Origin of the sequence: Pseudomonas sp. TTU2014-080ASC (assembly GCF_001446935.1) — a bacterium.
Classification (GTDB): Bacteria; Pseudomonadota; Gammaproteobacteria; order Pseudomonadales; family Pseudomonadaceae; genus Aquipseudomonas.
Genome location: NZ_LKKK01000002.1, coordinates 420,733 through 445,449, shown reverse-complemented (window position 1 = coordinate 445,449; position 24,717 = coordinate 420,733). Strand labels below are relative to the sequence as shown.

The window sequence follows — 24,717 nt, the reverse complement described above, 5'->3', positions numbered from 1 at the left end:
TTGTAGTTCCGCAGCTGAACAGCGATGTCTTATTTGACCGTTACGGTGATCTTCTCAGACAGCACCGGCGGGTTGTGCGGGACGTGGTTTTTATCGCCCAGCAGCAGCTGCAAAGTGTGTTTGCCCGGTTTGAGGGTCAGCTCAGCCTCTGTCTGGCCTTTGCCGAAATGACGGATGTTGTCAGTAGCCGGCAGGGTCTGGCTCATATCCGGGAGCGTCTCAGTGTCGATCAGCAGGTGATGATGGCCGGTCTCCGGCACATCGATACCCGCCGGGGCAACGCCCATACCTTTGAGGCCGAATTTAACCGTAAAGGTCTGATCCACAGTCGCACCATCGTTTGGCGTAATGAAGTACACCGACGCACCTTCTGGTGCAGCCGTACGCGGTATCTCTGCCCAGGCAGATGACATTGTGAACAAGGCAGCAGCGCTCAATCCGAGCCCAAGGCAAAACGATCTCATAGTTATTACTCCCAGATAGGAAAGGTGAACCGTCCCAGTAATAGCAGACGGCTCACGGATAGCTAGCGTCCAACTGACTGAGGACCTCTTGAATGCTATCCAGTTCACTTTCATTGAACACCTGCACCCCGGCACGGCGTAAAGCGGCTGCAGTGACACCCTCACCCGCCACGCGGGTACCGGTGAAACTGCCATCGTAAGTTTCATGGTTACCGCAGGAAGGGCTGCGCGCCTTGAGCAACGCAACGCGAATGCCGTGCTTCTGCACCAGCGCCAGCGCTTGCCGGGCACCGGCAACAAAAGCTGCACTGACGTCGTCGCCGTCGACCGTCAGCACCGGCAGTTGCCCGTCCAGTACCTGAGCGCCCTGCCCACCTGGGATTTCTGCCGGTGGACGCGGCGTCGGCAGGCCGCCAGCGACTTCCGGACAAAGAGGGATGATGCGGCCTTCGGCCTGCCACTGCTGTAGAAGGGAATAGGGACCGTGTGCACCGCCGTCATAGCGGACCGGATGCCCCAACAGGCAGCGACTGACAAGAATTTTGTGCATACAGATGCCCTTCTGAGACCACTCCCGTGTACAGGAGGCGCAAGGGTAACCTGTTGCTAGCCGACCCGGAATGACCGCGTCGGGACTGAGCCTGTTTTAGTACTCAGGCTTGTACAGATGGGCGTTGCCGGGTTCGTCCAGCAGTTTTTCCAGCAACTCGCTCTGCATCGCCAGCAGCTTGCCGTTACGCTCGTTCTGGTTCTTACACTGTACGGTCAGCTCGCCAAGCGAGTCCCAAACCTGATGCAACTGCTCGCGCTGCGGCTGTGGGTAACGCTCCAACAGCGCATGCATGGCCTGCGCACCAGCCCCGAGGCCAAAGGCGGAGAGAACCTTGGAGCGACGCTCGGCGCGCTGACGCGACTGCGCAATCAACGGATTGATCTGGTTAATCAGCAGATCAATCTGCTGGCTGTTGCGATCCACCAACTGCTGATGCAGGGCTTGCATCAGGTCATGCAAACACTGGTAATCAGTGCAATCATCTTGCAGATCCTGGGCAATGACGCTCAGCAGTTGCTGTACACGATCAGTCACGCATCGTTACCACTGTGGTAGGTGTAGATACTTGCAGCCAGTGCGGCCACATCCAGAGACAGCTCACCGCGGGCCATGGCCAGTTTGAGGGTGGCGATTTTGTCTTCGTCCACATCCGGCAGCTGACTCAGTGCCGTCTGCAGTTTTTCCAGATGCAGTGCTTCGGAGCCGATGGCTTCACGGGAAGTCTTACCGGGCTGTACCGGGCGCGCACTGCCGACCTGTGCCGGCGCTTCGCTGGGCAGGTTGAGGCTGGGCTTGAGGTGCCTGCTGATTTCCATGAACGGGGATCCAACTGGTGGTGATATTGAGGTAAGGCGACTGTCGGGGGAGAAAAATTAAATCCGCTGTGAAAAAACTGAATTTAATTGGCCTAGATCATAGCAAGCACGGATTTTACGTAGCCCGAGCCGGTTTTACCCCATCCTTTCAGCCAGCTTGATTACGCCACCAAGCCTGCGCGGCTAGCCCGTCCTGGATCTTTTGCTCTTGCTGCCCCAGCAACAGGTTCCATTCTTCGATCTTGCTGTCCATCAACTGGGTAATGACCTTCTCGTTACGCATGGCGCTGAGCAGTTCACCCTGAATACGCTTGAGGTTGAGCTCGGCCAGTTCCAGCTCGCGTCTCTGCATTTCCACCATCTTGTACAGCGTCGCTTTGTAGCGCTGCTGGTTGTCACGCTGCAGCGGCGTGGTCATGGGCACAGTAAAGGTGCACAAGCGGCTCAAACCGGCGATGTTGTTGCGGTAGCGCTGACAGAGGTTCTGCTGGTAATGGACCCGCCCGAGCATCTGTTGCACCTGGCTGTTACGCAGGCTGGCGAGCCGTCTGAGGACGTCGATTTGCTCCTTCATCGGATCAACGCCTGCAAGCTGGAAATACTTTCTTCCAACTCAGCGCTGGCACCGACTTCTTGCCGCAGAAAGCCATCCAGCAACGGCGCGAGCTGCACCGAACGGTCGGTTTTGGCATCCATCCCCGGGGTGTAGCCGCCCAACGGGATCAGCTCTTTGATCTTCTGATAGGTGCTGTAGAACTCTTTGAACTGGCGCGCGGCGCTCTGATGGGCCGCATCGGTGACCTGACTCATGCAGCGGCTGACCGAGGCTGACACATCAATCGCCGGATAATGTCCTGCCTCCGCCAGACGCCGGGTCAGGACGATATGGCCGTCGAGAATGGCTCGGGCGCAGTCCACAATCGGGTCCTGCTGATCGTCCCCTTCGGCCAGCACGGTGTAGATGGCACTCAGACTGCCGCTGCCACTTTCGCCGTTACCGGCACTCTCGACCAGTTCCGGCAGCATGCCGAACACCGACGGTGGATAACCTTTGGTGGCGGGCGGCTCTCCCAGCGCCAGGGCAATTTCCCGCTGGGCCATGGCGTAGCGGGTCAGGGAGTCCACCAGCAGCAGTACGTCTTTGCCCTGATCGCGGAAGTACGCAGCGATGCTGTGACACAGCTCAGTGGCCTTGAGGCGCATCAGCGGCGACTCATTGGCCGGGGCTACCACCACCACAGCTTTGCGCAGACCTTCTTCTCCCAGAGAATGCAGGATGAATTCCTGCACTTCGCGGCCACGCTCGCCGATCAGACCGACCACCACCACATCCGCCTTGGTTTGCCGGGTGATCATTCCCAACAGCACACTCTTGCCCACGCCGCTACCGGCAAACAGGCCGACGCGCTGGCCTTTACCGAGGGTGAGCATGGAGTTGATGGCGCGCACGCCGACGTCCAGCGGCGCGTCCACCGGACGGCGTTTGAGCGGATTGACGCTGGGCAAGGTCGCCGGCAGCTGATCACGCCCACTGAGTTTGCCGCGCTCATCCAGCGGTTCGCCCAAGCCGTTGACCACACGGCCCAGCCAGGATTCGTCGATCTGCAGCAGGGCTTCGTCTTTAACCGGGAACACCCGTGAACCCGCAGCAAGCCCCACCGGCTTTTTGAAGGGCATCAGGTAGGTGATATCGCGGTTGAAGCCCACCACCTGTGCATCCAGCAGCGAACCGTCGGCCTGTTCGACCTGACAACGCTGGCCGGTGCTGCGCTGGCAGCCGAGGCTTTCCAGCAGCAGCCCGGAAACCCGCACCAGTCGCCCGGCCACTTTGGCCAGCTGCACGCTGTCCAGTGAGCGCAGCGCTTCGTCGAGTTTGTAGTCGAGCATGTCAGGCTTCGCTCAGGCTCAGGTGTTCTGCCAGGGTGTCGATGCAAGCATCCAGACGCTGCTGGCAGCCCACATCTGCTTCAGCCTGGGTGGTGATAACACGGCACTCACCCAGCGCCAGACGCTCATCAGCCACCAACTTCCAGTTCTCGGCACGCTCCGGGGCGATGGATTTAATCCGCGAATACTCTTCTGGGTTGAGCAACACCTGCACGTCATCACCCTCACCGGGCATGCTGGCCAGCGCTTCTTCCACCAAGCTCAACAGCTGTGTCGGATGCAGGGTCAGCTCACAGCGGATGACCTGCTGCGAAACCTTTTTCACCAGCTCGAGCAGCTCTTCGCGACGTTTGTGCTCCATCTCGGCCAGGTATTGCTGCATCTGCTGAGCAATACCGTCGAGCGGCTGTGCGGCCTGCTCAAACTCACGGCGACCTTCGCGGCGGCCTTCTTCACGACCGATACGCAGACCTTCTTCGCGGCCCTGATTGAGGCCAACCTGACGCCCGGATTCTTCGCCTTGCTGCAATCCTTCCTGATAGCCCTTGTCGAGGCCTTCCTGAAAGCCGTTGCTGATTGCCTGCTGCAACTCAGCCGGATCGCCACTCCAGTCACTGCTGATCTGGCTGCTGCGCGGCGGAAAGCGGTACGGACGCCACTGGCGGGTATCCCCGCGAATCACTTTGACGGCCATATCATTCCACCGTCTGTTCGCGGAACAGCTGGACCTGTAGCTCGCCGTTAGCAGACATCTCACGCACCACCGCCATGATGTCTTTGCGCACCTGCTCTACGCGGCTCAGCGGTACCGGGCCCTGACGGCGGTTAATGCTTTCCATCTGCTGTGCCTGACGCTTCGGCATGGCGCCGGTAATCGCCCGCACCAGCTCAGGCTCAGCCCCTTTGAGCGCCACCACCCACTCTTCCATCGGCACAGCTTCCAGCAGCGCCTGAAGCACGTCCTGGTTCTGCCGGGAGAGGATGAAGAAGTCGTACATCTCGTCTTCGATGCGGTCCACCAACGTCTCGTCGTGGGCACGCAGCAGCTCGAACATCTGGTTCCGGTCGCCCTTGAAGCGGTTCATGATGTCCGCCGCCTGCTTGACCCCGCGCACTTGCGACCCCTGGGTGCTGAGCACATTGAGGCTGCGCTCAATTAACTGCTCAAGCTCGGCAATCACATCGCTGTTCACTTCACTGAGGTTGGCGATACGGTACAGCAGCTCGTCCTGACGCTCACGCGGCATGCATTCAAGCACTTCGCTGGCCATGCCCGGCGGCAGAAAAGCAAGGAAAACAGCCTGCATCTGCGCGTGTTCTTTGGCGATCAGCGCAGCAAACTGCTTAGGATCGAGCCACTCCATCTTGGCCATCTTGGTGCGGATTTCTTCACCGTAGATGCTGTCCAGCAAGGTGCGGGTAATCTCGCTGCCCAACGCCTTACTGAGCATGCCTGAGAGGTAGCTGCGCGATGCACCTTTGATGCTGCTCTGCTCTTTGTAGTCCTCAAAGAAGCGACCGATGACTTCCGAAACCATCGGCTGCTTGACGTTGGACAGACGCGCCATGGCCTGGCTGATGCTGACGATCTCTTCGCGGCTGAAATGCTTGAGCACACCGGCGGAGATCTCGTCGCCCATGCTCAGCATCAGGATCGCGGCCTGCTCGGTGGGCGTCATGTTGCGGTTCTTCGCACGCAGACGCATTTCCTTGGCAACAGAGCCGTTAGGCTGGGTTGTTGTCTCTTTCATTTCGCCCTATCCATTGCTTGAGGACTTCCGAGACGCGCTCGGGGTCATTCTTGGCCAGCATCTGCAGGTGTTCGATTTGCATTTCCAGGCCTGAGCCCGGAGCCGGCAGGTAGATTTCTGCCAGTGGGCTCAGCTCACCCAGAATGGTTGCGCCGGGAATGCCTTCACCGGCCAGCAGGCGCGCAGCGGCAGCCTCTCCGGTCAGTGACAGCGGCTCATCAGCGTCGCTGACCAGTTGTGCTTCAGCCGGCTGGTTACGCTGTGTAAGCGCGCGGATTGCCGGGCGCACCACCATAAACAGCAACAACAGGCAGATTAGCGCGAGCAGGCCCAACTTGGCCCACTCCTGAATCTTGCTGTTTTCCCACCAAGGCAGCGGCTCGTTGTCACCCATGTCGAAGCCGGCTGCGGTAAACGGGAATACGCTGAGAGTCAGCACATCTCCCCGCTCGGCACTGAAGCCGACAGCACTTTTGATCATGGCTTCAAGCTCTTTACGTGTCTCGTCAGTCCAGCCTCCTTCGGGTGCTGTCGATGCATTGAGCACCACCGCGATGCTCTGCTGACGCAAGCTGAACGGTGCATGCTTCACGTGGGTGACGGTCTGGTCATAGTCGAGCTGGCGATTGGCTTCGCTGCGCAGCGAGGTAGCGCCATCGGCGCCCTTCTCTTGTGCTGCCCCCTGGCCTTCAGCCTGCGAATTAGGCAGCGGCGGACGGTTAGTCAGCGAACCGGGGACGCCCAACGCCAGCTGATCCAACACGCTTTCATCACGAACCACTTCGCTGCGGATGCGCGGCTTGTCGCCGTAGAACTGCAGGGTTTCTTCTTTCTGACTGAAATCGATATCGGCGTTCACGCTGATGCGGTAGTTACCGACACCCACAATCGGAGCCAGAATGGCTTCGGCATTGCTCAATGCTTTGTTCTGGAAGTCATCCACCACTTTCCAGTTCTGCTGCGGAGCATTGCCGCCCCCCAAACCGCGGGACAGCAAGGTGCCGAACTGGTCGACCACCTGCACATTATTTGGGTCCAGCTGCGGCACACTCGCAGCCATCAGGTTGATGATGGCACTGACCTGCTCCGGCTCCAGCTTTTGTCCGGCCGCCATGCGCAGCATGACCGAAGCCTTGGAAGGCTCACGTTTGCCCACCACAAAAGAGCTGCTTTCATGCAGTGCCAGATGCACTCGGGCTGACTCAACGCCTTTGAGCGTCATCACGGTGCGGGCAAGTTCACCTTCAAGGCTGCGCTTGAGGCGCACGTCCTGAACAAACTGGCTGGTACCCAGCGGCTCTTCTTTATCAAACAGCTCATAGCCCGACGGCACCTTAACCTGCACACCGTTGCTCGACAGCAGCATACGTGCCTGGCCCAGCAGTTCTTCCTGCACCAGCACCTGACCGCTTTGCGGGTGCAGCTGATAGCCGATGCCATTGCTGTCCAGTACCTGCATCACATCGGCTGCCGCATAAGCTTCACCCGCGCCGTACAACGGGCGGAATGCACCCTTGTCCGACCACAAGTAGTAGGCCACGCCCAAGGCGATCGCAGCGGCCACACCGGCCAGCCCGATCAGCGTCATGCGCGGGTCGGGTTTAAAGCCCTGAAGCGGCAGTTTGTCTTTAATTACTTGCAGCACAGATCAGTCCCTGCTGCCGCTTAAAGCGGCATTCTCATGATGTCATCGAAGGCGGTGGTCAGCTTGTTGCGCACCTGCAACAGCGCACTGAACGAAACACTGGCCTTCTGGCTTTCGATCATCGCGCCCATCAGGTTGTCGCTCTTACCGCTGTCCACATCGGCCATCAGCTTGCTGGACTGATGCTGCTGAGCATCGACCGAACGCACCACCGAGTTGAACGCTGCAGAGAACCCCACAGAGCCCGGCTCTTCGGCAAACAACCGGGGAGGCTGCACCGGGGCATTAGCACTCATCCCCTTGAGTTGTTCCATCTGGCTCAGCATGTTCTGCTGCACCTTGCTGATTGCATCCATCCTGTTCTCTCCAGGGCGGTTAAACGGGAATCTGTACGCCCTGCTCGCGCATGGCATTAAGGCGATAGCGCAGCGCCCGTGGGGTCATGCCCAGGCTTTCTGCAGCTTTGGTTTTGTGCCCGCCAAAGCGGCGGATGGTGTCGAGTACGTGCTGATATTCAGCCCACTTGCCACTGGCGCGCAGAGCCGCTTTGCCTCCTTCGGCGACCAGCATTGGCGGCACGACTGGCACGCTGGCAGGCTCATCGGCGGACGGCGGCGGAAGTGGCAGCCCAAGATCCTGCGCCTGGATATACAGGCCATTGCGCAGCACCAAGGCACGCTGCAGGCAGTTCTCCAGTTCACGCACATTGCCCGGCCAGTCATACGCCAGCAGCGCGCGGCAGGCATCTTCAGTGAGCAGATCGTGATGTGCCTCTTGCGCCGCGTACTGACGGATAAAGCGCTGAGCCAGCGGCAATACATCGTCTTTGCGCTCGCGCAGCGGACTGATATGCAGCGGCAGCACATCCAGACGGAACATCAGGTCTGAACGGAAGCGCCCTTCGGCAACTTCCTGCTGCAGGTCGCGGTTGGTGGCCGCAATAATGCGCGTATCCAGGCGAATCTCACGGTGCCCGCCCAGGCGCTCGACCTTCTGCTCCTGCAACACGCGCAGCAGCTTGGCCTGCAAACCCAGTGGCAGCTCGCCGATTTCGTCCAGTAACAGGGTGCCGCCGCTGGCCAGTTCGAACTTGCCCGGCTGGGCGCTGACCGCACCGGTGAAGGCGCCTTTTTCGTGGCCGAAGAGGATGGACTCGAGCATCTGCTCAGGAATGGCCGCGCAATTCACGGCAATAAAAGGTGCGTTGTCTTTAGCGCTGAAACGGTGGATGTAACGCGCCATCAGCTCTTTGCCGGTACCGGTTTCACCAGTGATCAGGATCGGCGCGCGGGTCATCGCCACGCGCTGAGCCATCGCCAACAGGCGGCGGCCTGCCTGAGAGCAGGAAACAAAGCCTTCATCGGCGTTGCTGGCTGACTCCTGACGACGCAGCAGCGCGCTGAGTTGGACCTCGCTGAACGGAGCCAGCAGGTAATCAACACACCCCAATTCCAGCAGTGCAGCCGCTTTAGCCTGATCGGCATATTCCACCACCGGCACTACGCCGACACGGCGAGCCTGGCGCAGCAATGCGCTCATTTGCGGATACAGGGTGCGCTCATCCAGGGCACTGACAAACACCAGCACCAGACTGGCGTTCTGCAGAGCATCCGGATCAAGTTCCAGGCAGTTGGCAAAACGCTGCAGCGAATGCCCCTGGCGGGCCAAGCTGCCCGTCAGCAGTTGCTCACTCTGAGCATCGGCCTGGCCGACAATAATTATAGATTGAGGGCCGGGAAGTTCTTCGAACACTCCCCGGCTGGCGTAACTTACCGATTGACTAGCATGCTTCAAGGTAAATCACCCGTTGTGATAACTGCCTGCCGGCAATTCTTGCCCGCGATTAGTACTTAATATCTGCCCGACAAAAAAATTTCATCACCGCCCTTAATGGCACTTCGATATCGGTCGCCTTGTAAGTTCAACTCGACTGGTTTAGCAGGAAGAATTAAAGAGCGTCCGACAGAACATTTATGAGCGACGACCGGCAAAGCTACCAACAGCTCACTGCAACGGCGAATTACTTGGAATCAATTACTGTCAGCGCCCACCAGCGCCTGTCAAAAACAGTATTTGATATCTATTGATTTAATCTGCACCCCCGTCCCGCCTAGACTCCGCACCCATCTGCTGCAATCTGAGCGTTTTTATCAAACGCGCTCAGCGCTGCGCGCATCACATCCCAAAAAGCTCGCCGGAACCCCGGCAAGACTCTCGTCGAGATAACTCAGGAATGCGCCAATAACATGACTGGCATTAAAAAAGTCCATCATGGCGTGCCCGCCGAAAGTCTCACCCGGTTAAAACCGCAAAAGCTGGGCCGGCACTACCATAAGATCCCGCAATATATCCGCGAGTTGTCGGGTAAATACCCGCGCATTATCAGCGATTACTTTCTGCGTAACTTCCGGGTCAATCTTGAACTGCTGAAAGTTGAAGTTCACGATCAAGTTAAAGATGAAGCCGAGTGTGTTTATCGTTCACCAATGGGCAAAGTTGGTTTTTCCATTGACCGCTCGCTGCTGACCGAAGCACTGGAGTGTTACTACGGTGGCACCAGCCTGCCCGGCACAGAAGAGCCTCCGGTGAGCACATCCGAGCAACGCCTGCGTGGCCGCCTGGGTGTCGACATCACTCAGCTGTTCGCCCGCTCGGTACTGGCCGGCAACACCTTCGGCAAACTGGAAAACCACGACAACGCCTACGATCAGGCCGAGTGGGAATACATCGCCGAGTTCAAATTCTCCAGCCATCTGAGCGGCGGTCAGGCCTCGGTCTTAATCTATCTGGACACCCATCTGGTTGATGAGCTGACCAGCCGCCTCAGCCGCCCGGCCCCGACACCACAAAGCAGCAGTGCCCTGAACGGCATCCGCGACCTGCCGGTGCGTCTGGACTGCGTGTTGGCCAGCCTGCAAATGCCTCTGTCGCAAGTCTTGAACCTGCGCCCCGGTGACATTCTGCCGGTCCGCATGCTGGAGCGCTGCGAGGTGCAGATCAACCAGCAAAAGCTGTTTCGCGGCAGCATCCTCGAAGACGACGGCAGTCTGCTTCTGACATCTCTTGAGAGCGTGAAAACCCCATGAGCAGCCCTATTTCCGATAACGATTTCGACAGCCTGATCAATGAAGGCAGTCTCGGCCTGATGGAAACCGAGCAGAGCGAAAGCGCTGCCCCGCTACAGCCGCATCAGGACCTGAGCTTCTTCGGCAAGATTCCGGTCAACGTCACCCTGGAAGTCGCCTCCACCGAAGTCTCCCTGCAGGAGCTGATGGACGTGGATGCCGGCAGCGTAATTGCACTCGACAAGCTGGCCGGCGAGCCGCTGGACGTGAAGGTCAATGGCGCACTGTTCGCCCGCGCCGAAGTGGTCGTGATGAACGGCAATTACGGCCTGCGCGTGGTCGAACTGGCCGGCGACGGCCTGAGCAAACTGGGCGCATGAACATGAGTCGCCTGTCGCGCATTGGTCTGTTGCTCGCGGGGCTGTGCTGCCCGGTGCTGGCCCAAGCTGCTGGCGGCGACATCACTTTGTTCAACTTCAATGACACGGCTAACGGCCAGACCCTGAGTGTCAAACTGCAGATTCTGCTGGTGATGACGCTGCTGGGCTTTCTGCCGGCCATGTTGATGATGATGACCTGCTTCACCCGCTTCATCATCGTGCTGGCGATTCTGCGTCAGGCCATTGGTCTGCAACAGAGCCCACCCAACCAGATTCTGATCGGCATTGCTCTGTGCCTGACCCTGCTGGTGATGCGCCCGGTGTGGCAAGAGATGTACACCGAGGCTTACCAACCGTTTGAAGCCGATGAAATCAGCCTTGAGCAGGGGCTGGCGGCCGGTAAATCCATCATCAGTGAGTTTATGCTGGCGCAAACCAGCAAGAACTCGCTGCAGACCATGGTCGATCTGGCTGGTGAAACCATGCCCGATGACCTCAAAGACCTGGACTTTTCTCTGCTACTGCCAGCCTTTGTCCTGAGCGAGCTGAAGACCGCCTTCCAGCTCGGCTTCATGATCTTTGTGCCGTTTCTGGTGATCGATCTGGTGGTGGCCAGCGTGCTGATGGCGATGGGTATGATGATGCTCTCGCCAATGATGATCTCACTGCCATTCAAGCTGATGGTGTTCGTGTTGGTGGACGGCTGGGCACTGCTGGTCGGCACCCTAAGCACCAGCATTCAGGCCTACTAGAGAACGATCATGCTGACGCCTGAATACGCTGCTGCGCTGATTGCCAACGCCATTTATATCGCCGGGCTGATCGTCTGCATTCTGGTGGTGCCGAGCCTGCTTGGCGGCCTGATTGTGAGCATTTTCCAGGCTGCCACGCAGATCAACGAACAGATGCTGAGCTTCCTGCCGCGTCTGCTCATCACCTTAGGCATGTTGCTGTTTGCCGGACACTGGATTCTGCGCACGCTCAGTGAGCTGTTTATCGAAACCTTCCAGCAGGCGGGCCATTTGGTCGGCTGATCCCATGCCCAGCCAAGACGCCTTGCTGCACGCCAGCACCTACCTGACCAATCTGCAAGCCTACTGGTGGCCGTTCTGCCGGATCATGGCCGTCATGAGCATGGCTCCGCTGTTCAACCACAAGGCCCTCTCCATTCGCCTGCGCGTGCTGCTGGCCCTGGCGCTGACCGCAGCTCTGGGCGCTGCCCTGCCGGAGATGCCACTGATTGATCCGCTGACCCTGAAAGGCGTTTTTACCACGCTGGAGCAGATCATTTTCGGCATGATTCTGGGGCTGATGCTGCAACTGGTGTTCACCGTCTTCACTCTGGTCGGTGAGGTGATCTCAACCCAGATGGGCATGAGCATGGCGCGCTTCAACGACCCGCTGAACGGCGTGTCTTCGTCATCGATTCTGTATCAGGTGTACTTCCTCGCCCTGATCCTGATGTTTCTGGCTGTCGACGGCCATCTGGTCACGGTCAGCGTGCTGTATCAGAGCTTCACCTATTGGCCGGTGGGCAGCGGGCTGCATTACCTGAGTCTGAGCAGCTTTATCGACGCTTTCGCCTGGGTCTTGGCCGCCGCAGTGCTGGTAAGCCTGCCCATCGTGTTCTGCCTGACCTTGGTGCAATTCTGTTTTGGCCTGCTCAACCGGATTTCCCCGGCGATGAACCTGTTCTCCCTGGGTTTTCCTCTGAGCATTTTGATGGGCTTGCTGTGCCTGTATCTGACCTTTCCTTCGCTGCCGGAGAACTACCTGCATCTGAGCCGCGAACTGTTGCATGACATTGGCGTGATCCTGCGGGAGGGTGCCCGTGGCTGAGCAGAACAGCAGTCAGGAAAAAACCGAAGAGGCCTCCGAGCAGAAGCTGCGTAAGAGCAAGCAGGACGGCCAGGTTGCCCGCTCCAAAGATGTCGCCACCACCGTCTCGCTGATCGCCACGCTGTTCATTCTCAAATTCAGCGCCGGGATGTTTCTGGAGGGTCTGAACGACATCTTCCGTCTCTCGTACATCCAGTTTGATCACAGCGAGATCGGCCTCGACGATCTGCCAACCCTGCTCGGCTACAACGTGATCGCCTTTATCAAGCTCCTCGCCCCGCTGTTGCTGACCAGCTTGCTGGTGATCGCCCTGTCACTGTTCCCCGGAGGATGGGTGTTTGCCTCGAAAAACTTTACCCCGCAGCTGAGCAAACTCAATCCGATTACCGGGCTGGGGCGGATTTTTTCGGCACAAAACTGGACCGATCTGCTCAAGTCGATCCTGAAGATTTTTGTCGTGCTGCTGGCCGGCTATCTGCTGATCCGTAATGCCATACCGGAATTCATGGCACTGCAACGCAGCAGCGTCACTCAAGCCTTGCAGGCTGCGTTCGGCCTGGCCTTCGACCTGATTCTGGTGATGCTGGTGATCTTCGTGGTGTTCTCGTTTATCGACATCCCGCTGCAGCGTTTTCTGTTCCTGAAAAAAATGCGCATGACCAAACAGGAGCGCAAGGAAGAACACAAAAACCAGGAAGGCCGCCCGGAAGTGAAGGCACGCATCAAGCAGCTGCAACGGCAAATGCTGCAACGGCAGATCAGCAAGGTGATCAAAGACGCTGATGTGATCATCACCAACCCGACCCATTACGCCGTGGCGCTGAAATACGACACGAAAAAGGCCGAAGCGCCGTTCGTGCTGGCCAAAGGCGTGGATGAGACTGCGCAATTCATGAAACAGATGGCTGCAAAGCACAGCCTGGATGTAATCGAAGTGCCGCCTTTGGCGCGCGCGGTCTACTACACCACCCAGGTTAATCAACAGATTCCCACGCCGCTGTATACCGCAGTGGCCCATGTACTGACTTACGTTCTGCAGCTCAAGGCCTGGCGTCAGGGGCGCAGAAGCAAACCGGTACTGAGCGACAACCTCCCAATCCCCGACAGTCTGGCGAACAGGGCCTGAGCATGAACTTACTGCAACAAATCGCGCCGACCTTCCGCAGCGGCCGCATCGGTATACCGATCCTGATCCTCTCCGTTCTGGCGATGATCATCCTGCCGCTGCCACCGCTGCTGCTGGACATCCTGTTCACCTTCAACATCAGCCTGGCGGTGTTGATTGTGCTGGTCAGCGTCTCGGCTAAGAGCCCGCTGGACTTTTCTCTGTTCCCGACGGTGATTCTGGTCACCACGCTGCTGCGCTTGTGCCTGAACGTCGCCTCCACACGGATCGTCCTGCTTGAAGGCCATACCGGCACTGGCGCGGCGGGTAAGGTGATCGAAGCCTTCGGTGAAGTGGTAATCGGCGGCAACTTTATCGTCGGCCTGGTGGTGTTCGTGATCCTGATGATCGTTAACTTCATCGTGATCACCAAAGGTGGCGAGCGGATTTCCGAAGTCGGTGCGCGCTTCACCCTGGACGCCCTGCCCGGTAAGCAGATGGCGATTGATGCCGACCTCAATGGCGGTCTGATTGGCCCCGAAGAAGCCAAACTGCGGCGCCAGGAAGTGGCCAAGGAAGCCGACTTTTACGGCGCTATGGACGGGGCTTCCAAGTTCGTTCGCGGCGACGCCATCGCCGGCATTCTGATTCTGCTGGTGAGTATGTTCGGCGGCTTTGCTATCGGTGTATTTGCCCACGACATGAGCGCAGGCGATGCCTTCCGCCAGTACGCCCTGCTGACCATCGGTGACGGCCTGGTTGCGCAAATTCCGGGACTGTTGCTGGCCACGGCTGCCGCCATCATTGTCACCCGGGTCAATGAGTCCGCCGAGATCACCGAGCAGGTGCAAAAGCAGATGCTCGCCTCGCCGAGTCTGCTCTACACCGTAGCCGGCATTCTGGTGGTGCTTGGCAGCGTACCGGGCATGCCGCATCTGGCCTTCTTCGGCTTTGCTGCATTGGCGGGACTGATTGGCTGGATATCCTCACGCAACGCGCCACCGACAGAGGCAGCAAGCCTTAAGGAAGTGCAGGCTATCGGCAAGGCGATGGAGCAGGAGCGCGCGCAGAGTCTGGCCTGGGAAGATATTCCGATGGTGGAGCGGCTGTCCGTTTCACTGGGCTACAAGCTGGTCGGTCTGGTCAACGAAGCCTCCGGTGCTCCGCTCACGCAACGTGTACGCGGCGTGCGTCAGACCCTGTCGGAAAGCCTCGGCTTCCTCCTGCCGGAAATCCAGATCCGTGACAGCCTGCGCCTAAAGGCCTCGCAATACAGCATCTACCTCAGCGGCGAGCGCGTTGACGGTGCCGAGCTGCACGCTGACCGCCTGATGGCCATTCCATCGCCGGAGCTGTACGGCGAAATTGACGGCATTCTCGGTATCGATCCGGCTTACAACATGCAAGTGGTGTGGATCATGCCGGAAGACAAATCCCGTGCCCTAAACCTCGGTTATCAGGTCATCGACTGCGCTAGTGTGATCGCCACCCACCTGAATAAGGTGATCCGCGAAAACCTGCCGGAAGTGTTTAAGCACGAAGACGTCGACCATCTGATGCAACGCCTGCAACTGCAATCACCAAAACTGGCGGAAAGCCTTAAACAGCAGCTGACCTACACCCAACAGCACCGCGTGTACCGCCATCTGTTGCAGGAGCAGGTATCGCTAAAAGATATCGTCACTATCGCCACCACCCTGTTAGAGGCCAGCGAAGCGACCAAAGACCCGGTGCTGCTCGCTTCCGATGTGCGCTACGCCCTGCGCCGCACCATCGTCGCCGGGATTGCCGGAGACCGGCAGGAGCTGGCGGTGTTTATTCTGGAAAATGCTCTGGAAAACACCCTGCTCAGCGCCCTGGCCATTGCCCAGCAATCCGGCCCGGTGAGCCTGGACAACATTCCGGTAGAACCAAACCTGCTTAACCAATTGCAGAACAGCATGCCGGCGGTGAAGGAGAAGCTGCGCAAGGAAGGCCACCCACCGATCCTCACCGTGATGCCGCAGCTGCGCCCGTTGCTGGCCCGCTACGCCCGGGTCTTCAGCCCCGGTTTACACGTGCTGTCCCAGAACGAAATCCCAGAACGGGTGGGGGTCAACATCATTGGTACGCTGGGGTGATCCCACGTACCTGCCCGGCAGGTACGTGGCCCACACTTAACCGACCACAGCCCGGGGCAAATCGACCAGTTCGGGTTTTGGCTCAAAGCTGATCAGTACCTTGGCTTGCGGAGTTTGCCGTAGGAAAGCCCGCACCAAGGCCAGCATAACCCCGAGCATGCCCCCCAGAACTCCGGCGATCGCCAGCACCAGCAACCTTCTCGGCCCCACAGGTGTAAGCGGCTGACTGGCTAAGCGATCCACCGTGGCCAACTGCAAGTTGCTGAAATCAACACTCAACGCTTGCAGACGCGCTTGTTCTTCCCGGCTGCGGGCCAGTCTTTTGAGGAACAGGTCGTCGTTCTTACGACTGCTCAGCACTTCAACCTCACGATTGCTTTGCAACAGACGCAGCTCTTTCTGGATTTCGGCAATCCGGGGCTCGGTAAAATCATCAGATCGGCGCTTGCTCAAGGTGTTGCGTTCGGCTTCAAGGGCTTCGGTGCCCATGAAGTAAAGCGGCGTGTCATGAGTGTTCACCTCAGTGCGAATGATGCTGCCTTGCGCCACACGCTCAGCATCGCCCAGAGATGTCGGGTGGGTGGGTTTGTGGATATTCAGCGCTTTGGCGATGGCAATGTTCTCGTCCAAAGCCGCAATACGGTTATTGCGACGTGTCAGCAGCATTTGCCGCAGCGCGGCAAGCTCATCCTTGAGTCGGGCCGCCCTAAGGGAGTCATTCTCCAGCAACGCCGCGATGCGAGATTCTTTCTCGGTGGTGTAAGACGCCCTGTACGAGCTGATTTGACGCTCAAGCACAGCCAGCCGGTTGGCCACCACTGCGTTGAAATCATCCTCAAGCCTCTGCCGCTCCCGGGCCATCGCGAACTGGATAAAATCGTTGGTATAACTGGCCCCATCCATGGTTACAGGGTAGGTAAAAGACAATCCGATAAAGGGCGACAATGGCGTGTCTTTTCTCGGATCCGGTTGGCTGACTTTAAAGGCCTCAGCACTAAAACGCTCAAAAGCCTGTTCGAATGAACCGTCAGAGTCGCTGAAAATACTCAGACGCTCTTTATTAGCCAGAGCAAAGGCCAAACGGTTTTCCCATGAAGACACCGCAGTCCCAACCCGGTTAAGCGCCTCTTGCGGAGTCAGGGTAAAGAGCTTGGTGCCGTTTAGCTCATCAAGGGCCTTCATCACCGGCGGCTGCAGAACACTGGTGACCTGGTAATAAGGCAATGCCGTATAGAGGTATACCGAGGCCCCTAACACGCAGGCCAGGGTTACGCCCAAAATCAGAAAACGGCTGCCCCATAAGGCCACTGCCAGCGCCAGCAGATCAATCTCTGCGCCAGTACGGCTGCTGGGCGTCACATCATTCACCACATTTACCTCCTTGTATGGCCTGTGCACCGCAGCATCCTGCCGCAATGCAGGCAATCATTGACGGTACTCAAATACCAATACTCAAAATTGCGATGATGCTTAAATGCAACTAATGCCTGAGCAATCTTACCTGTGCGCCGGATAGAAGCGAGTCACAAAAAGTTCACAGTTTGAGGGGTACTTCATTAATTTAGTAAGCACCCCCGACGCCCGCAGCAGAGCCTCCGGGACCAGATAAGGGAAGAGAGCGACAAGGGGAATAAGCGTGAGCTCAGCGCGCAGGCTTGTAACGCATATCCGCCAGTAAGCGGTTGTAGGCTACCGACTCGCCTTTAAGTGCCAGCCCGGACTCAATATGTCCGGTGCGGGTGTTTTCAGCAGACCACTGACAGGTCACCTGAATATCCACATGGCGCATTTCACCGTGACGGTCACGCATACGCAAACGCAAATGGTGTTCGCTTCCCGGCTCCAGCAGCCTGTCACCGAGCATACGCAGGCCTCCTTCGGAGATATCACCGACATAGCCGATCAGTTGGTCATCTTCGGCCCGGCTGACTTTGATTCTGAACAGTGAACGGAACGTAATTCGGGGGTGCTGGCGCATCAATCAGACCTCACATCCAGGGCCTGCGCGGTTCAGCTGGCCACTGGCGATGTCCGGCAACGCGGACGTAAATCAACACCTGGCTAAGGCGACCGTAATGAGGTCAGGCTTAAACCGGCGCTTGCACTTTGACTTCGTTGATCACCCGCGCGAGCTCCCCAGCGATGCCGTCGGTGTTGTGATTAAGCAGGCGACCGTTGCGCAACTCTTTCTCCAAGCCCTCAAGCAAAGCGGCAAGCCGGTCTGCGCCCACCGTAGATGCTACGGACTTGAAGCGATGGCACAGTTCCACTGCAGCCGCCTCATCGCCCTGTTCCAGCACCTCCTGCAGCAACTCAACGGCATTGCTGTAGTCGTTAACGAAGCGCTGTAGCAGGGACTCATACAGACGCTGGTTGCCCAACAAACGCTGCAACGCTGCTTCACGGTTGAGCGTGCTGACCGGCGCAGGCTTGGGCTTGGCCGCTACAGCCTGTGGCACGGTCAAGCGAGCGACGTTCAGCCAGCAGCGCAATGCCTTCTCGAGATCATTCGGGTTGATCGGTTTGGATAGGTAGTCATTCATCCCCACCGCCAGACAACGCTCACGATCACCGCTGAGGCTATTGGCGGTAATGGCAATTACCGGCAGGTTCGGGTGGCTCTGGCGCAACCGTTGAGTGGCCTGCAAGCCATCCAGTCCGGGCATCTGCACATCCATCAGGATCAGCTCGATGCTGCTGTCTGCTTCCAGGCAGCTGAGTACCTCATAGCCATTAACGGCGAGGCTGACGCGGACACCCAACGCTTGCAGCAATTCGCAGGCGACTTCCTGGTTGATTCGCTCATTCTCCGCCAACAACACATGCCGCCCGTGCAATGACACGTGGACCTCTCCGGCCCGCCCGGTTTGCAGCAGCTGGCTCAGGCGCTCTGCTGACACAGGTTTTTCCAGCACCGCAGCAAACTGCCCCAGTTGCTGGTCCGTCAGCTGCTGACGGACGTCATTCGGGCACACCAGTACAACACGCGTCGCTTCCAACACCTGTTCAGCCTCCGCCCATCCAAGCAGCTCAAGCGGGTTCATGCCGGGCAGATCCCAGTCAAGAATCATCAGTTCATAGGGCTTACCTGCAGCTTTAGCCTGCTTCAGGTGCTCGCTGGCCGGACAGGACGATGCCACCTCGTCGACCTGCAGACCGAGGCCCTGCAGCCGTGTGCTCAACGCCTCACGGGACTCCGCCTGCCCGTCGACAACCAGAGCCCGAGGCTGTGGCGCAGATGGTGCGGTGGCTTCTGGCCGGGTTTGCAGCTCCAGGGTTAAAGCAAACAGACTGCCCAACCGCGGCTCGCTGCGTACTTGCAATTTCCCGCCCATCAGACGCGCCAGCTGAGCTGATATCGCCAGGCCAAGGCCGGTGCCGCCAAAGTGCCGGGAAGTCGAACTGTCCAACTGTTCAAACGGCTGAAAAATATCCTGCAGCCGCTCTTGAGGAATGCCGATACCGCTGTCTTGCACTTCAAAGCACACTTGCCAGCAATCATCATGCTGCTCTTCAAGGCGAATGCGCACGACCACCACACCCACCGCTGTGAACTTGATGGCATTATCGGCAAAGTTCAGGAGGATCTGCGAGATGCGCAGTGGATCGCCATACAGCTCTTCCGGCAGGCGTGGATCAAGGTCACAAATCAAATCCAGGCGCTTGTTCTGCGCCTTCTCCCAGAGCATGTCGGTGACACTTTCCAGCAGGTGAGCAGGCTTGAAAGCCACCTGTTCCAGTTGCAGCTTGCCCGCCTCCAGCTTGCTGAAATCGAGCACGCTGTTGAGCAGCTCTTGTAGGTGTTGAGCCGATTTAAGAATGCGCCGCAGGTAATTACGAGTGCCGGGTTCAAGCTCGTTGCGCTCTGCCAGGTGGATGAGACCGACCACGGCATTCAGCGGCGAGCGGATTTCATGACTCATATTGGCCAGAAAATCTGCTTTAGCTTGAGCCGCCGCTTCTGCCGCATCCCGGGCCAGGGCTAACTCTGCTGTGCGCTCGGCCACCTGATGCTCAAGGCTGGAGGTCAGCTGACGCAAAGCCCGTTCGCTGCGCACCGGCAGAGTTTCATCGATCACCAGGCTGCCCAGTGCCTTTAGCTGGCCACGCCGACCAAAGATTGGGAAACCCACAAGCTGCCATGCCCGGAAATCGCTTGCCGGATACTCGCCCTGCAGCAACTTGCGCGAAGCCTGTGTGCAGCCATTGAGCAACTCACGCATCAACTTCCAGGCAGCCCGGTTGACGGGGGTCAGGGCTGCGTTGTCGTCCTCAAGGGGAAGATCAGACAAGGTGTACGGTGGCGCGGTACGAGCCAGGTTGTTCTCCATGATCATCTGCCCTTGCAGGTTACGGATGCGCACCTGCGTGGGTAACTGATCAAGCACCTGATGGAAGAACGCCTCGCGGCTGGCCAGCCGGTGACGGTTACGCTGAGCCATCCAGCTCAGCGCCATAATCAACATGATCGCAATCAGGGTCAGGCCCAGAGCCAGACGCCGGTTGTTGAAATAGGCGACATACAAATCCTCCATCGGCGTTTCGACCACCAGCCCCAGCTGCAGCTCCTCGCTCCAGCGCAGCATCCGGCCTATCACCCGGTCACCGGGAACCACCAGGTCTTCACGGTAGCCTTCGGACATATCGTCCAAACCAAAATCGGTCACACTGGCGTACTCACCGAACGCCTTACCGTTTTTTTCGACCGCATACACATGACTGGTGCCGGTGTTACTCAGGGTATCCAACAGGTTGGCGATACCTTGCGACTGGGGAAAGTGCAAACACAAGATGCCCTCGCGGGCCTCACCGGATAACTGACCGCAGACCAGGTACATGGGCGTACCCTGAGGCTGGTTGCCATACAGCAGCGGCAACGGTGAAGGAAACGGTCGCGAGATGGCCTGCCCCTCGCGGGCGGCCTCACTGAGCACATCCAACGCTTCCTGGGGAATACGGATCGACTGTCGCACGCCGTAATTGGAGTCGTCGCGCAGTTGCAGTGACGCATCGAACAGCGCATGCCCCTGATAGCCTTGCTGCAGGTATAGCTGGCGCAGTTGCTGGTAATCGCCTTCGCGATAGGCCTCGCCCAACGGACGACGCAGTTGCTCAGCCGCCCAACGCTCGACCAGGCCCAACTGACTAAGCCCCTGCACATTCCCCAAGTGCGCGCCCTGCCAGCGCTTGATCAGGCTCTCGACCACGATCAGGTAGGCGTCCAAGCGCTGAAAGTTGACCTCTCGCTGCAGGTCCCGGCTACTTTTCAGCGTCAGGATGGCGGCGACCAGCAAACCGACAATCGCCAGTAACGGAGCAAGAACAGGCTTGAAAGGCACAGGCATACCACCAGGTAACGCGAATCAACGGGCGAACCACTGAATCAGGGATGAGTAGGAAAAATGCTCACGATGCCAGGGCAGTAAAGCCTCCACGCTCATGGGCCGGGAAAACAGGTAGCCCTGTCCGGCATAACATCCCAGTTGCAGCAACAACCTGGCATCGGCTTCATTTTCAATGCCTTCTGCCACACAGGGCAGATTGAGGTTGCGCCCCATTTCAATCGCGGAGCGCAGGATACCTTTCGCACGGGCATTACGGTGCGCATCTGCGACGAAAGCCTGATCTATTTTCAACTCGGTAAACGGCAAACGACTCAGTTGTTTAAGGGTCGAGAAACCCGTGCCGTAATCGTCAATCGACAAACCAAAGCCGGCCAGACGCAGGCGGCCGACAGAGGCCAGGGTCGCTGCCGGGTCTTTCATCAGTGAGCTTTCGGTTACTTCCAGAATCCATTGCGCGGGCGAGCTACCCGCCAGACGAACCTGCTGAATCATTTGCTCGGCGAAGCTGCGCTCTGCCAGCAAGCTGATATCCAGGTTGATCGCCATACAAGGCGTTTCGCCGAACTGGCGCAGTTGCCGCTGATGCTCCAACGCCTGAGCAAACAGCTGAAAAGTCAGTTGCGCCAACAACCCGCTGCGGCAGGCCAGGGGAATGAAATCCACAGGCGAAACAAACCCGCTGCGCTCGCTCTGCCAACGGGCCAGCACTTCGTAGCCAATTACACGGCCGGTTTGCAGAGCGATTTTAGGTTGGTAGTTGGGATAAATCTGGTTGTCGTCCAGCGCCTTACGCAGCTCGCCCTCAGTCGGCAGACTCACATGGCTACGCGCCGGCCGACCATTTGCAACCAACTGACCTTGAACGCCCAGTAGCCGGTGCAGCTCGGTACCGGACACCGGTTTGCTGAGGCTCCCCAGCAGTGGCATGCCATTGGCCTGCAACATGCCTTCAACGGTGCTGATCAGGCCACTTTCCCGGCCGCTTGCGATGATCACCGGTGTATGAATCTGCTCATCAGCCAGACATTGCAGGAGCTGGATGCCGTCCATTCGTGGCATTTCCAGATCAACAATCAGGGTCGGAATGCTCTCCCACTGGCGCAGCATCTCCAGGGCCTCCTGGCCATCCTGCGCCTGCAACACGGTGCTGATGCCCATGTCCTGCAACAGGGCGCACATCAGCTCGCGCTGAAACAGGCTGTCATCAATCACCAACACCGGGCGCTGGCGAACTTCCGGGGCCAACTCGGGCAACTGGTCAAGCATGCTCATCTCCCGTTCGGCGAAAGCTGGTCTGGCTGTCAGTGTGCATGCGCGCAATACTCGATCAGTCGCGCTGGCAGCTCCTCCAGGCTGTAAATCTTTTCAACAGCTCCCATGCGTATAGCCTCGCGGGGCATGCCGAACACCACACAACTCTGTTCATCCTGCGCCCAGGTGGTAGCACCGGTTTCGTGCATCAAGCGCAGACCGCGGGCACCATCGTCGCCCATGCCGGTCATGATCAGCCCCAGCGCATTGCGCCCGGCGGCCTTGGCCACGGAGCGGAACAGCACATCTACAGACGGTTTGTGCCGCGACACCGGCGGACCATCCTGCACTTGCACCCGGTATTGCGCGCCGCTGCGCTGCACCGACAGATGCAAACCGCCCGGCGCAATCAAAGCCAGTCCAGGCATCACCCGATCGCCATCACGGGCTTCGCGCACTTCAATGGCACAGGCACTGTTCAAACGCTCGGCAAACAGACGGGTGAAGTTAGCCGGCATGTGCTGGACGATGACCATACCGGTGCAGTCCAGTGGCATCTGCGTCAGCAGATACTCCAGCGCTTGGGTGCCGCCGGTCGAGGTGCCGATGGCAATGATCTTGTCAGTGGTACGGGTCAACCCGCGCGGGGCTGGAGCTACCGCTGCAACCGGCACACGACGTGGCGCGACGGCACGCAAGGTGCTGCCCGCCGCCTGGCGTACTGTCTGCACCAGTTGCTGACGCTGCTCGAGCAGGTAATCACCCACACCTGCACTGGGCTTGCACAGAATGGCTACTGCACCGGCATCCAGCGCATCCAGCGCCGTGGCTGAACCGGCGGCGGCCAGCGAAGAGAACACGATGGTCGGAATCGGCGCTGTGGCCATGACCTGACGCAGAAAGGTCAGACCATCCATGCGCGGCATTTCCACGTCCACAATCAGGACGTCCGGCTGCACACTGCGCAATTTATTCTGGGCGAACAATGGATCAGGCGCAGTCGCGACAATTTCAATATCCGGCTCACTGCCCAGCTGCTCGCTCAGCAGCGAACGAACCACCGCCGAATCATCAACGATCATGACCTTGATCATGCGGATTTCCCCAGGTTCTTCTGAACGGCAGATGGCAAACGGAATACAGACGGTTTGACCTGTCGCAGCGGCGTACTGATGCCATGCAGTGACTCAGCATGGCCAATCACCAGCCAACCGCCGGGCTTGAGTTGCGGTATCAAACGGTCCAGCACCCGCTGTTTGGTTTCCTGATTGAAATAAATCAGGACGTTACGCAGGAAGATCACATCAAAACGCCCCAAGCCGGCTGCAGGATCAAGCAGGTTGTGTTGACGCAACTCCACATGCTCGCGAATTTCACGGCGGATCAGCATCTGGCCTTCGTAAGCACCAGCACCGCGTTTACAAAAATCCTTCAGGTAGCGCGGCGGAAACAACTCCAGACGCTGCATCGGGTACAGCCCCTGAGAGGCCCGCTGCAACGTGCGCTGGGACAGGTCACTGGCGATAATCTGCCAGTCACCGGTCAGCCCCAGCTTGTCAGCCAGCAACATCGCGATGCTGTAGGGTTCTTCACCACTGGAGGCCGCTGCACACCAGATGCGTGGAGCAGCCGGCAGACTGGGGATGATCTGCTCCGCCAGCAGCTTGAAATGCTGAGGCTCGCGGAAGAAATAGGTCTCGTTGGTGGTCAGCATATCCACCAACAGCTGACGTTCCTGAGCCTGTTCGTCAGCCATCACGAACTTGAAGTAGTCCTCATAGCAACTCAGACCCAGACTCAGGACACGGTTGCGCAAGCGCCCTTCAACCAAATGGCGCTTGGTCTCCGGCAGATCAATACCGCTGTGCCGGTAGAAAAACTGCCGGATTTTGCGATACGCAATGTCACTGAGTCGGATAGTTGCCAGCATGGGGAATTGTCGCCTTAGACTGCGGCGAACCTCTCCTGCTGCGGCTGCTCCAGCGCCACCAGACTTTGCAGCTCTTCGCTGGACAGCACACGGGCCATATCCAGCATCAGTACAAAGAGTTCACCCTGACGGATCATCCCGGCGATAAACTCGCTGCGGATACCACCACCGAGGTTAGGACGAGGCTCGATATCCGCGGCTTCAACCTCAAGCACGGCCGTCACGCCGTCGACGATCACGCCAAGCAACTGCGCGCCTTCGGCTGATTCGATTTCCAGAATGACGATGCAAGTACGCTCGCCGATCCGGGTTTGGCCACGCCCGAAACGAGCCGACAAATCAATCACCGGCACAACCGAACCGCGCAGGTTGATGACGCCTCGCAAGAAATCCGGTGCCAGCGGAATGGCCGTCATGACCGGGCACTCGATGATCTCGCGAATGCTGTTGATACGGCAGGCGAACGTCTCCTCACCGAGGGTGAACATCAGGTACTGACCAGCCCGCGCCTCACTTGGCGCGGCAGCCGGACTTGCGCCCGGCGCTGCGTTTACAGACATGCGCTTA

Annotated in this window: 25 protein-coding genes; 7 read left to right on the top strand and 18 right to left on the bottom strand. The window is 58.6% G+C overall.

The annotated features are described in order from the left end of the window. Positions 1-29 precede the first annotated feature (29 nt). The 11 genes from AO726_RS07575 to AO726_RS07525 form a co-directional block, all read right to left on the bottom strand. Positions 30-464 (bottom strand): DUF4399 domain-containing protein, encoded by a 435-nt coding sequence (locus AO726_RS07575; protein WP_058067463.1) that lies wholly within the window; start codon positions 462-464, stop codon positions 30-32. A 52-nt stretch (positions 465-516) separates the two neighbouring features. Continuing rightward, positions 517-1,014, bottom strand: coding sequence for a DUF523 domain-containing protein (locus AO726_RS07570; RefSeq protein WP_058067462.1), 498 nt, complete (start codon positions 1,012-1,014; stop codon positions 517-519). A 96-nt stretch (positions 1,015-1,110) separates the two neighbouring features. Further along, positions 1,111-1,551, bottom strand: a complete 441-nt coding sequence (flgN, locus tag AO726_RS07565; RefSeq protein ID WP_058067461.1) for a flagellar protein FlgN — start codon at positions 1,549-1,551, stop codon at positions 1,111-1,113. Continuing rightward, positions 1,548-1,832 carry a flagellar biosynthesis anti-sigma factor FlgM gene (gene flgM / locus AO726_RS07560; protein ID WP_058067460.1) on the bottom strand — a complete coding sequence of 95 codons (285 nt, stop codon included), beginning with the start codon at positions 1,830-1,832 and terminating at the stop codon, positions 1,548-1,550. The genes flgN and flgM overlap by 4 nt, the downstream gene beginning before the upstream one ends. 148 nt (positions 1,833-1,980) lie before the next feature. After that, complete coding sequence (locus tag AO726_RS07555) at positions 1,981-2,406, bottom strand: flagellar export protein FliJ (protein WP_058067459.1); 426 nt, start codon at positions 2,404-2,406, stop codon at positions 1,981-1,983. Further along, complete coding sequence (gene fliI / locus AO726_RS07550; protein WP_058067458.1) at positions 2,403-3,719, bottom strand: flagellar protein export ATPase FliI; 1,317 nt, start codon at positions 3,717-3,719, stop codon at positions 2,403-2,405. The genes AO726_RS07555 and fliI overlap by 4 nt, the downstream gene beginning before the upstream one ends. A gap of 1 nt (position 3,720) precedes the next feature. Beyond that, entirely contained in the window at positions 3,721-4,413 is a 693-nt protein-coding gene (gene fliH, locus AO726_RS07545) for a flagellar assembly protein FliH (protein ID WP_058067457.1), read from the bottom strand. Between the two features lies 1 nt (position 4,414). Beyond that, positions 4,415-5,470, bottom strand: coding sequence for a FliG C-terminal domain-containing protein (locus AO726_RS07540; RefSeq protein WP_058067456.1), 1,056 nt, complete (start codon positions 5,468-5,470; stop codon positions 4,415-4,417). After that, positions 5,445-7,115, bottom strand: a complete 1,671-nt coding sequence (gene fliF / locus AO726_RS07535) for a flagellar basal-body MS-ring/collar protein FliF (protein WP_058067455.1) — start codon at positions 7,113-7,115, stop codon at positions 5,445-5,447. The genes AO726_RS07540 and fliF overlap by 26 nt, the downstream gene beginning before the upstream one ends. Positions 7,116-7,135: 20 nt before the next feature. Further along, positions 7,136-7,471, bottom strand: a complete 336-nt coding sequence (gene fliE / locus AO726_RS07530) for a flagellar hook-basal body complex protein FliE (protein ID WP_058067454.1) — start codon at positions 7,469-7,471, stop codon at positions 7,136-7,138. Positions 7,472-7,490: 19 nt separating this feature from the next. After that, a complete protein-coding gene (locus tag AO726_RS07525; protein ID WP_058067453.1) occupies positions 7,491-8,909 on the bottom strand; it encodes a sigma-54 interaction domain-containing protein in 1,419 nt (472 codons plus the stop codon). Between the two features lie 452 nt (positions 8,910-9,361). Here AO726_RS07525 and AO726_RS07520 point away from each other — a divergent pair, with 452 nt between their 5' ends. The 7 genes from AO726_RS07520 to AO726_RS07490 are packed head-to-tail and all read left to right on the top strand — an operon-like array spanning position 9,362 to position 15,624. Then, complete coding sequence (locus AO726_RS07520) at positions 9,362-10,201, top strand: FliM/FliN family flagellar motor switch protein (protein ID WP_058067452.1); 840 nt, start codon at positions 9,362-9,364, stop codon at positions 10,199-10,201. Continuing rightward, complete coding sequence (gene fliN / locus AO726_RS07515) at positions 10,198-10,560, top strand: flagellar motor switch protein FliN (protein WP_058067451.1); 363 nt, start codon at positions 10,198-10,200, stop codon at positions 10,558-10,560. Before AO726_RS07520 ends, fliN begins: the two co-directional genes overlap by 4 nt. After that, positions 10,557-11,312 (top strand): flagellar type III secretion system pore protein FliP, encoded by a 756-nt coding sequence (fliP, locus tag AO726_RS07510; RefSeq protein ID WP_058067450.1) that lies wholly within the window; start codon positions 10,557-10,559, stop codon positions 11,310-11,312. The genes fliN and fliP overlap by 4 nt, the downstream gene beginning before the upstream one ends. Before the next feature lie 9 nt (positions 11,313-11,321). Continuing rightward, positions 11,322-11,594 carry a flagellar biosynthetic protein FliQ gene (locus AO726_RS07505; RefSeq protein ID WP_058067449.1) on the top strand — a complete coding sequence of 91 codons (273 nt, stop codon included), beginning with the start codon at positions 11,322-11,324 and terminating at the stop codon, positions 11,592-11,594. 4 nt (positions 11,595-11,598) lie between these two features. Then, the gene (gene fliR, locus AO726_RS07500) at positions 11,599-12,399 is read left to right on the top strand and encodes a flagellar biosynthetic protein FliR (protein ID WP_058067448.1); all 801 of its coding nucleotides are present in this window, start codon (positions 11,599-11,601) and stop codon (positions 12,397-12,399) included. Further along, positions 12,392-13,525 carry a flagellar biosynthesis protein FlhB gene (flhB, locus tag AO726_RS07495; protein WP_058067447.1) on the top strand — a complete coding sequence of 378 codons (1,134 nt, stop codon included), beginning with the start codon at positions 12,392-12,394 and terminating at the stop codon, positions 13,523-13,525. Before fliR ends, flhB begins: the two co-directional genes overlap by 8 nt. Positions 13,526-13,527: 2 nt before the next feature. Further along, positions 13,528-15,624 (top strand): flagellar biosynthesis protein FlhA, encoded by a 2,097-nt coding sequence (locus AO726_RS07490; protein ID WP_058067446.1) that lies wholly within the window; start codon positions 13,528-13,530, stop codon positions 15,622-15,624. Between the two features lie 36 nt (positions 15,625-15,660). Here the strand turns inward: AO726_RS07490 and AO726_RS07485 are convergent, their stop codons facing one another. The 7 genes from AO726_RS07485 to AO726_RS07455 all read right to left on the bottom strand — a co-directional run bounded on the left by AO726_RS07485 (position 15,661) and on the right by AO726_RS07455 (position 24,710). Further along, positions 15,661-16,992, bottom strand: a complete 1,332-nt coding sequence (locus AO726_RS07485; protein ID WP_058067976.1) for a Wzz/FepE/Etk N-terminal domain-containing protein — start codon at positions 16,990-16,992, stop codon at positions 15,661-15,663. Between the two features lie 274 nt (positions 16,993-17,266). Then, the gene (locus AO726_RS07480; RefSeq protein ID WP_058067445.1) at positions 17,267-17,602 is read right to left on the bottom strand and encodes a PilZ domain-containing protein; all 336 of its coding nucleotides are present in this window, start codon (positions 17,600-17,602) and stop codon (positions 17,267-17,269) included. A 109-nt stretch (positions 17,603-17,711) separates the two neighbouring features. Next, the gene (locus AO726_RS07475) at positions 17,712-20,963 is read right to left on the bottom strand and encodes a hybrid sensor histidine kinase/response regulator (protein WP_160320961.1); all 3,252 of its coding nucleotides are present in this window, start codon (positions 20,961-20,963) and stop codon (positions 17,712-17,714) included. Positions 20,964-20,987: 24 nt separating this feature from the next. Further along, a complete protein-coding gene (locus AO726_RS07470) occupies positions 20,988-22,235 on the bottom strand; it encodes an EAL domain-containing response regulator (protein ID WP_058067443.1) in 1,248 nt (415 codons plus the stop codon). Between the two features lie 35 nt (positions 22,236-22,270). Then, the gene (locus tag AO726_RS07465) at positions 22,271-23,320 is read right to left on the bottom strand and encodes a protein-glutamate methylesterase/protein-glutamine glutaminase (protein ID WP_152987255.1); all 1,050 of its coding nucleotides are present in this window, start codon (positions 23,318-23,320) and stop codon (positions 22,271-22,273) included. Continuing rightward, positions 23,311-24,150 (bottom strand): CheR family methyltransferase, encoded by an 840-nt coding sequence (locus tag AO726_RS07460; protein ID WP_058067441.1) that lies wholly within the window; start codon positions 24,148-24,150, stop codon positions 23,311-23,313. Before AO726_RS07460 ends, AO726_RS07465 begins: the two co-directional genes overlap by 10 nt. A gap of 14 nt (positions 24,151-24,164) precedes the next feature. Further along, the gene (locus AO726_RS07455) at positions 24,165-24,710 is read right to left on the bottom strand and encodes a chemotaxis protein CheW (RefSeq protein ID WP_058067440.1); all 546 of its coding nucleotides are present in this window, start codon (positions 24,708-24,710) and stop codon (positions 24,165-24,167) included. Positions 24,711-24,717: the final 7 nt, after the last annotated feature.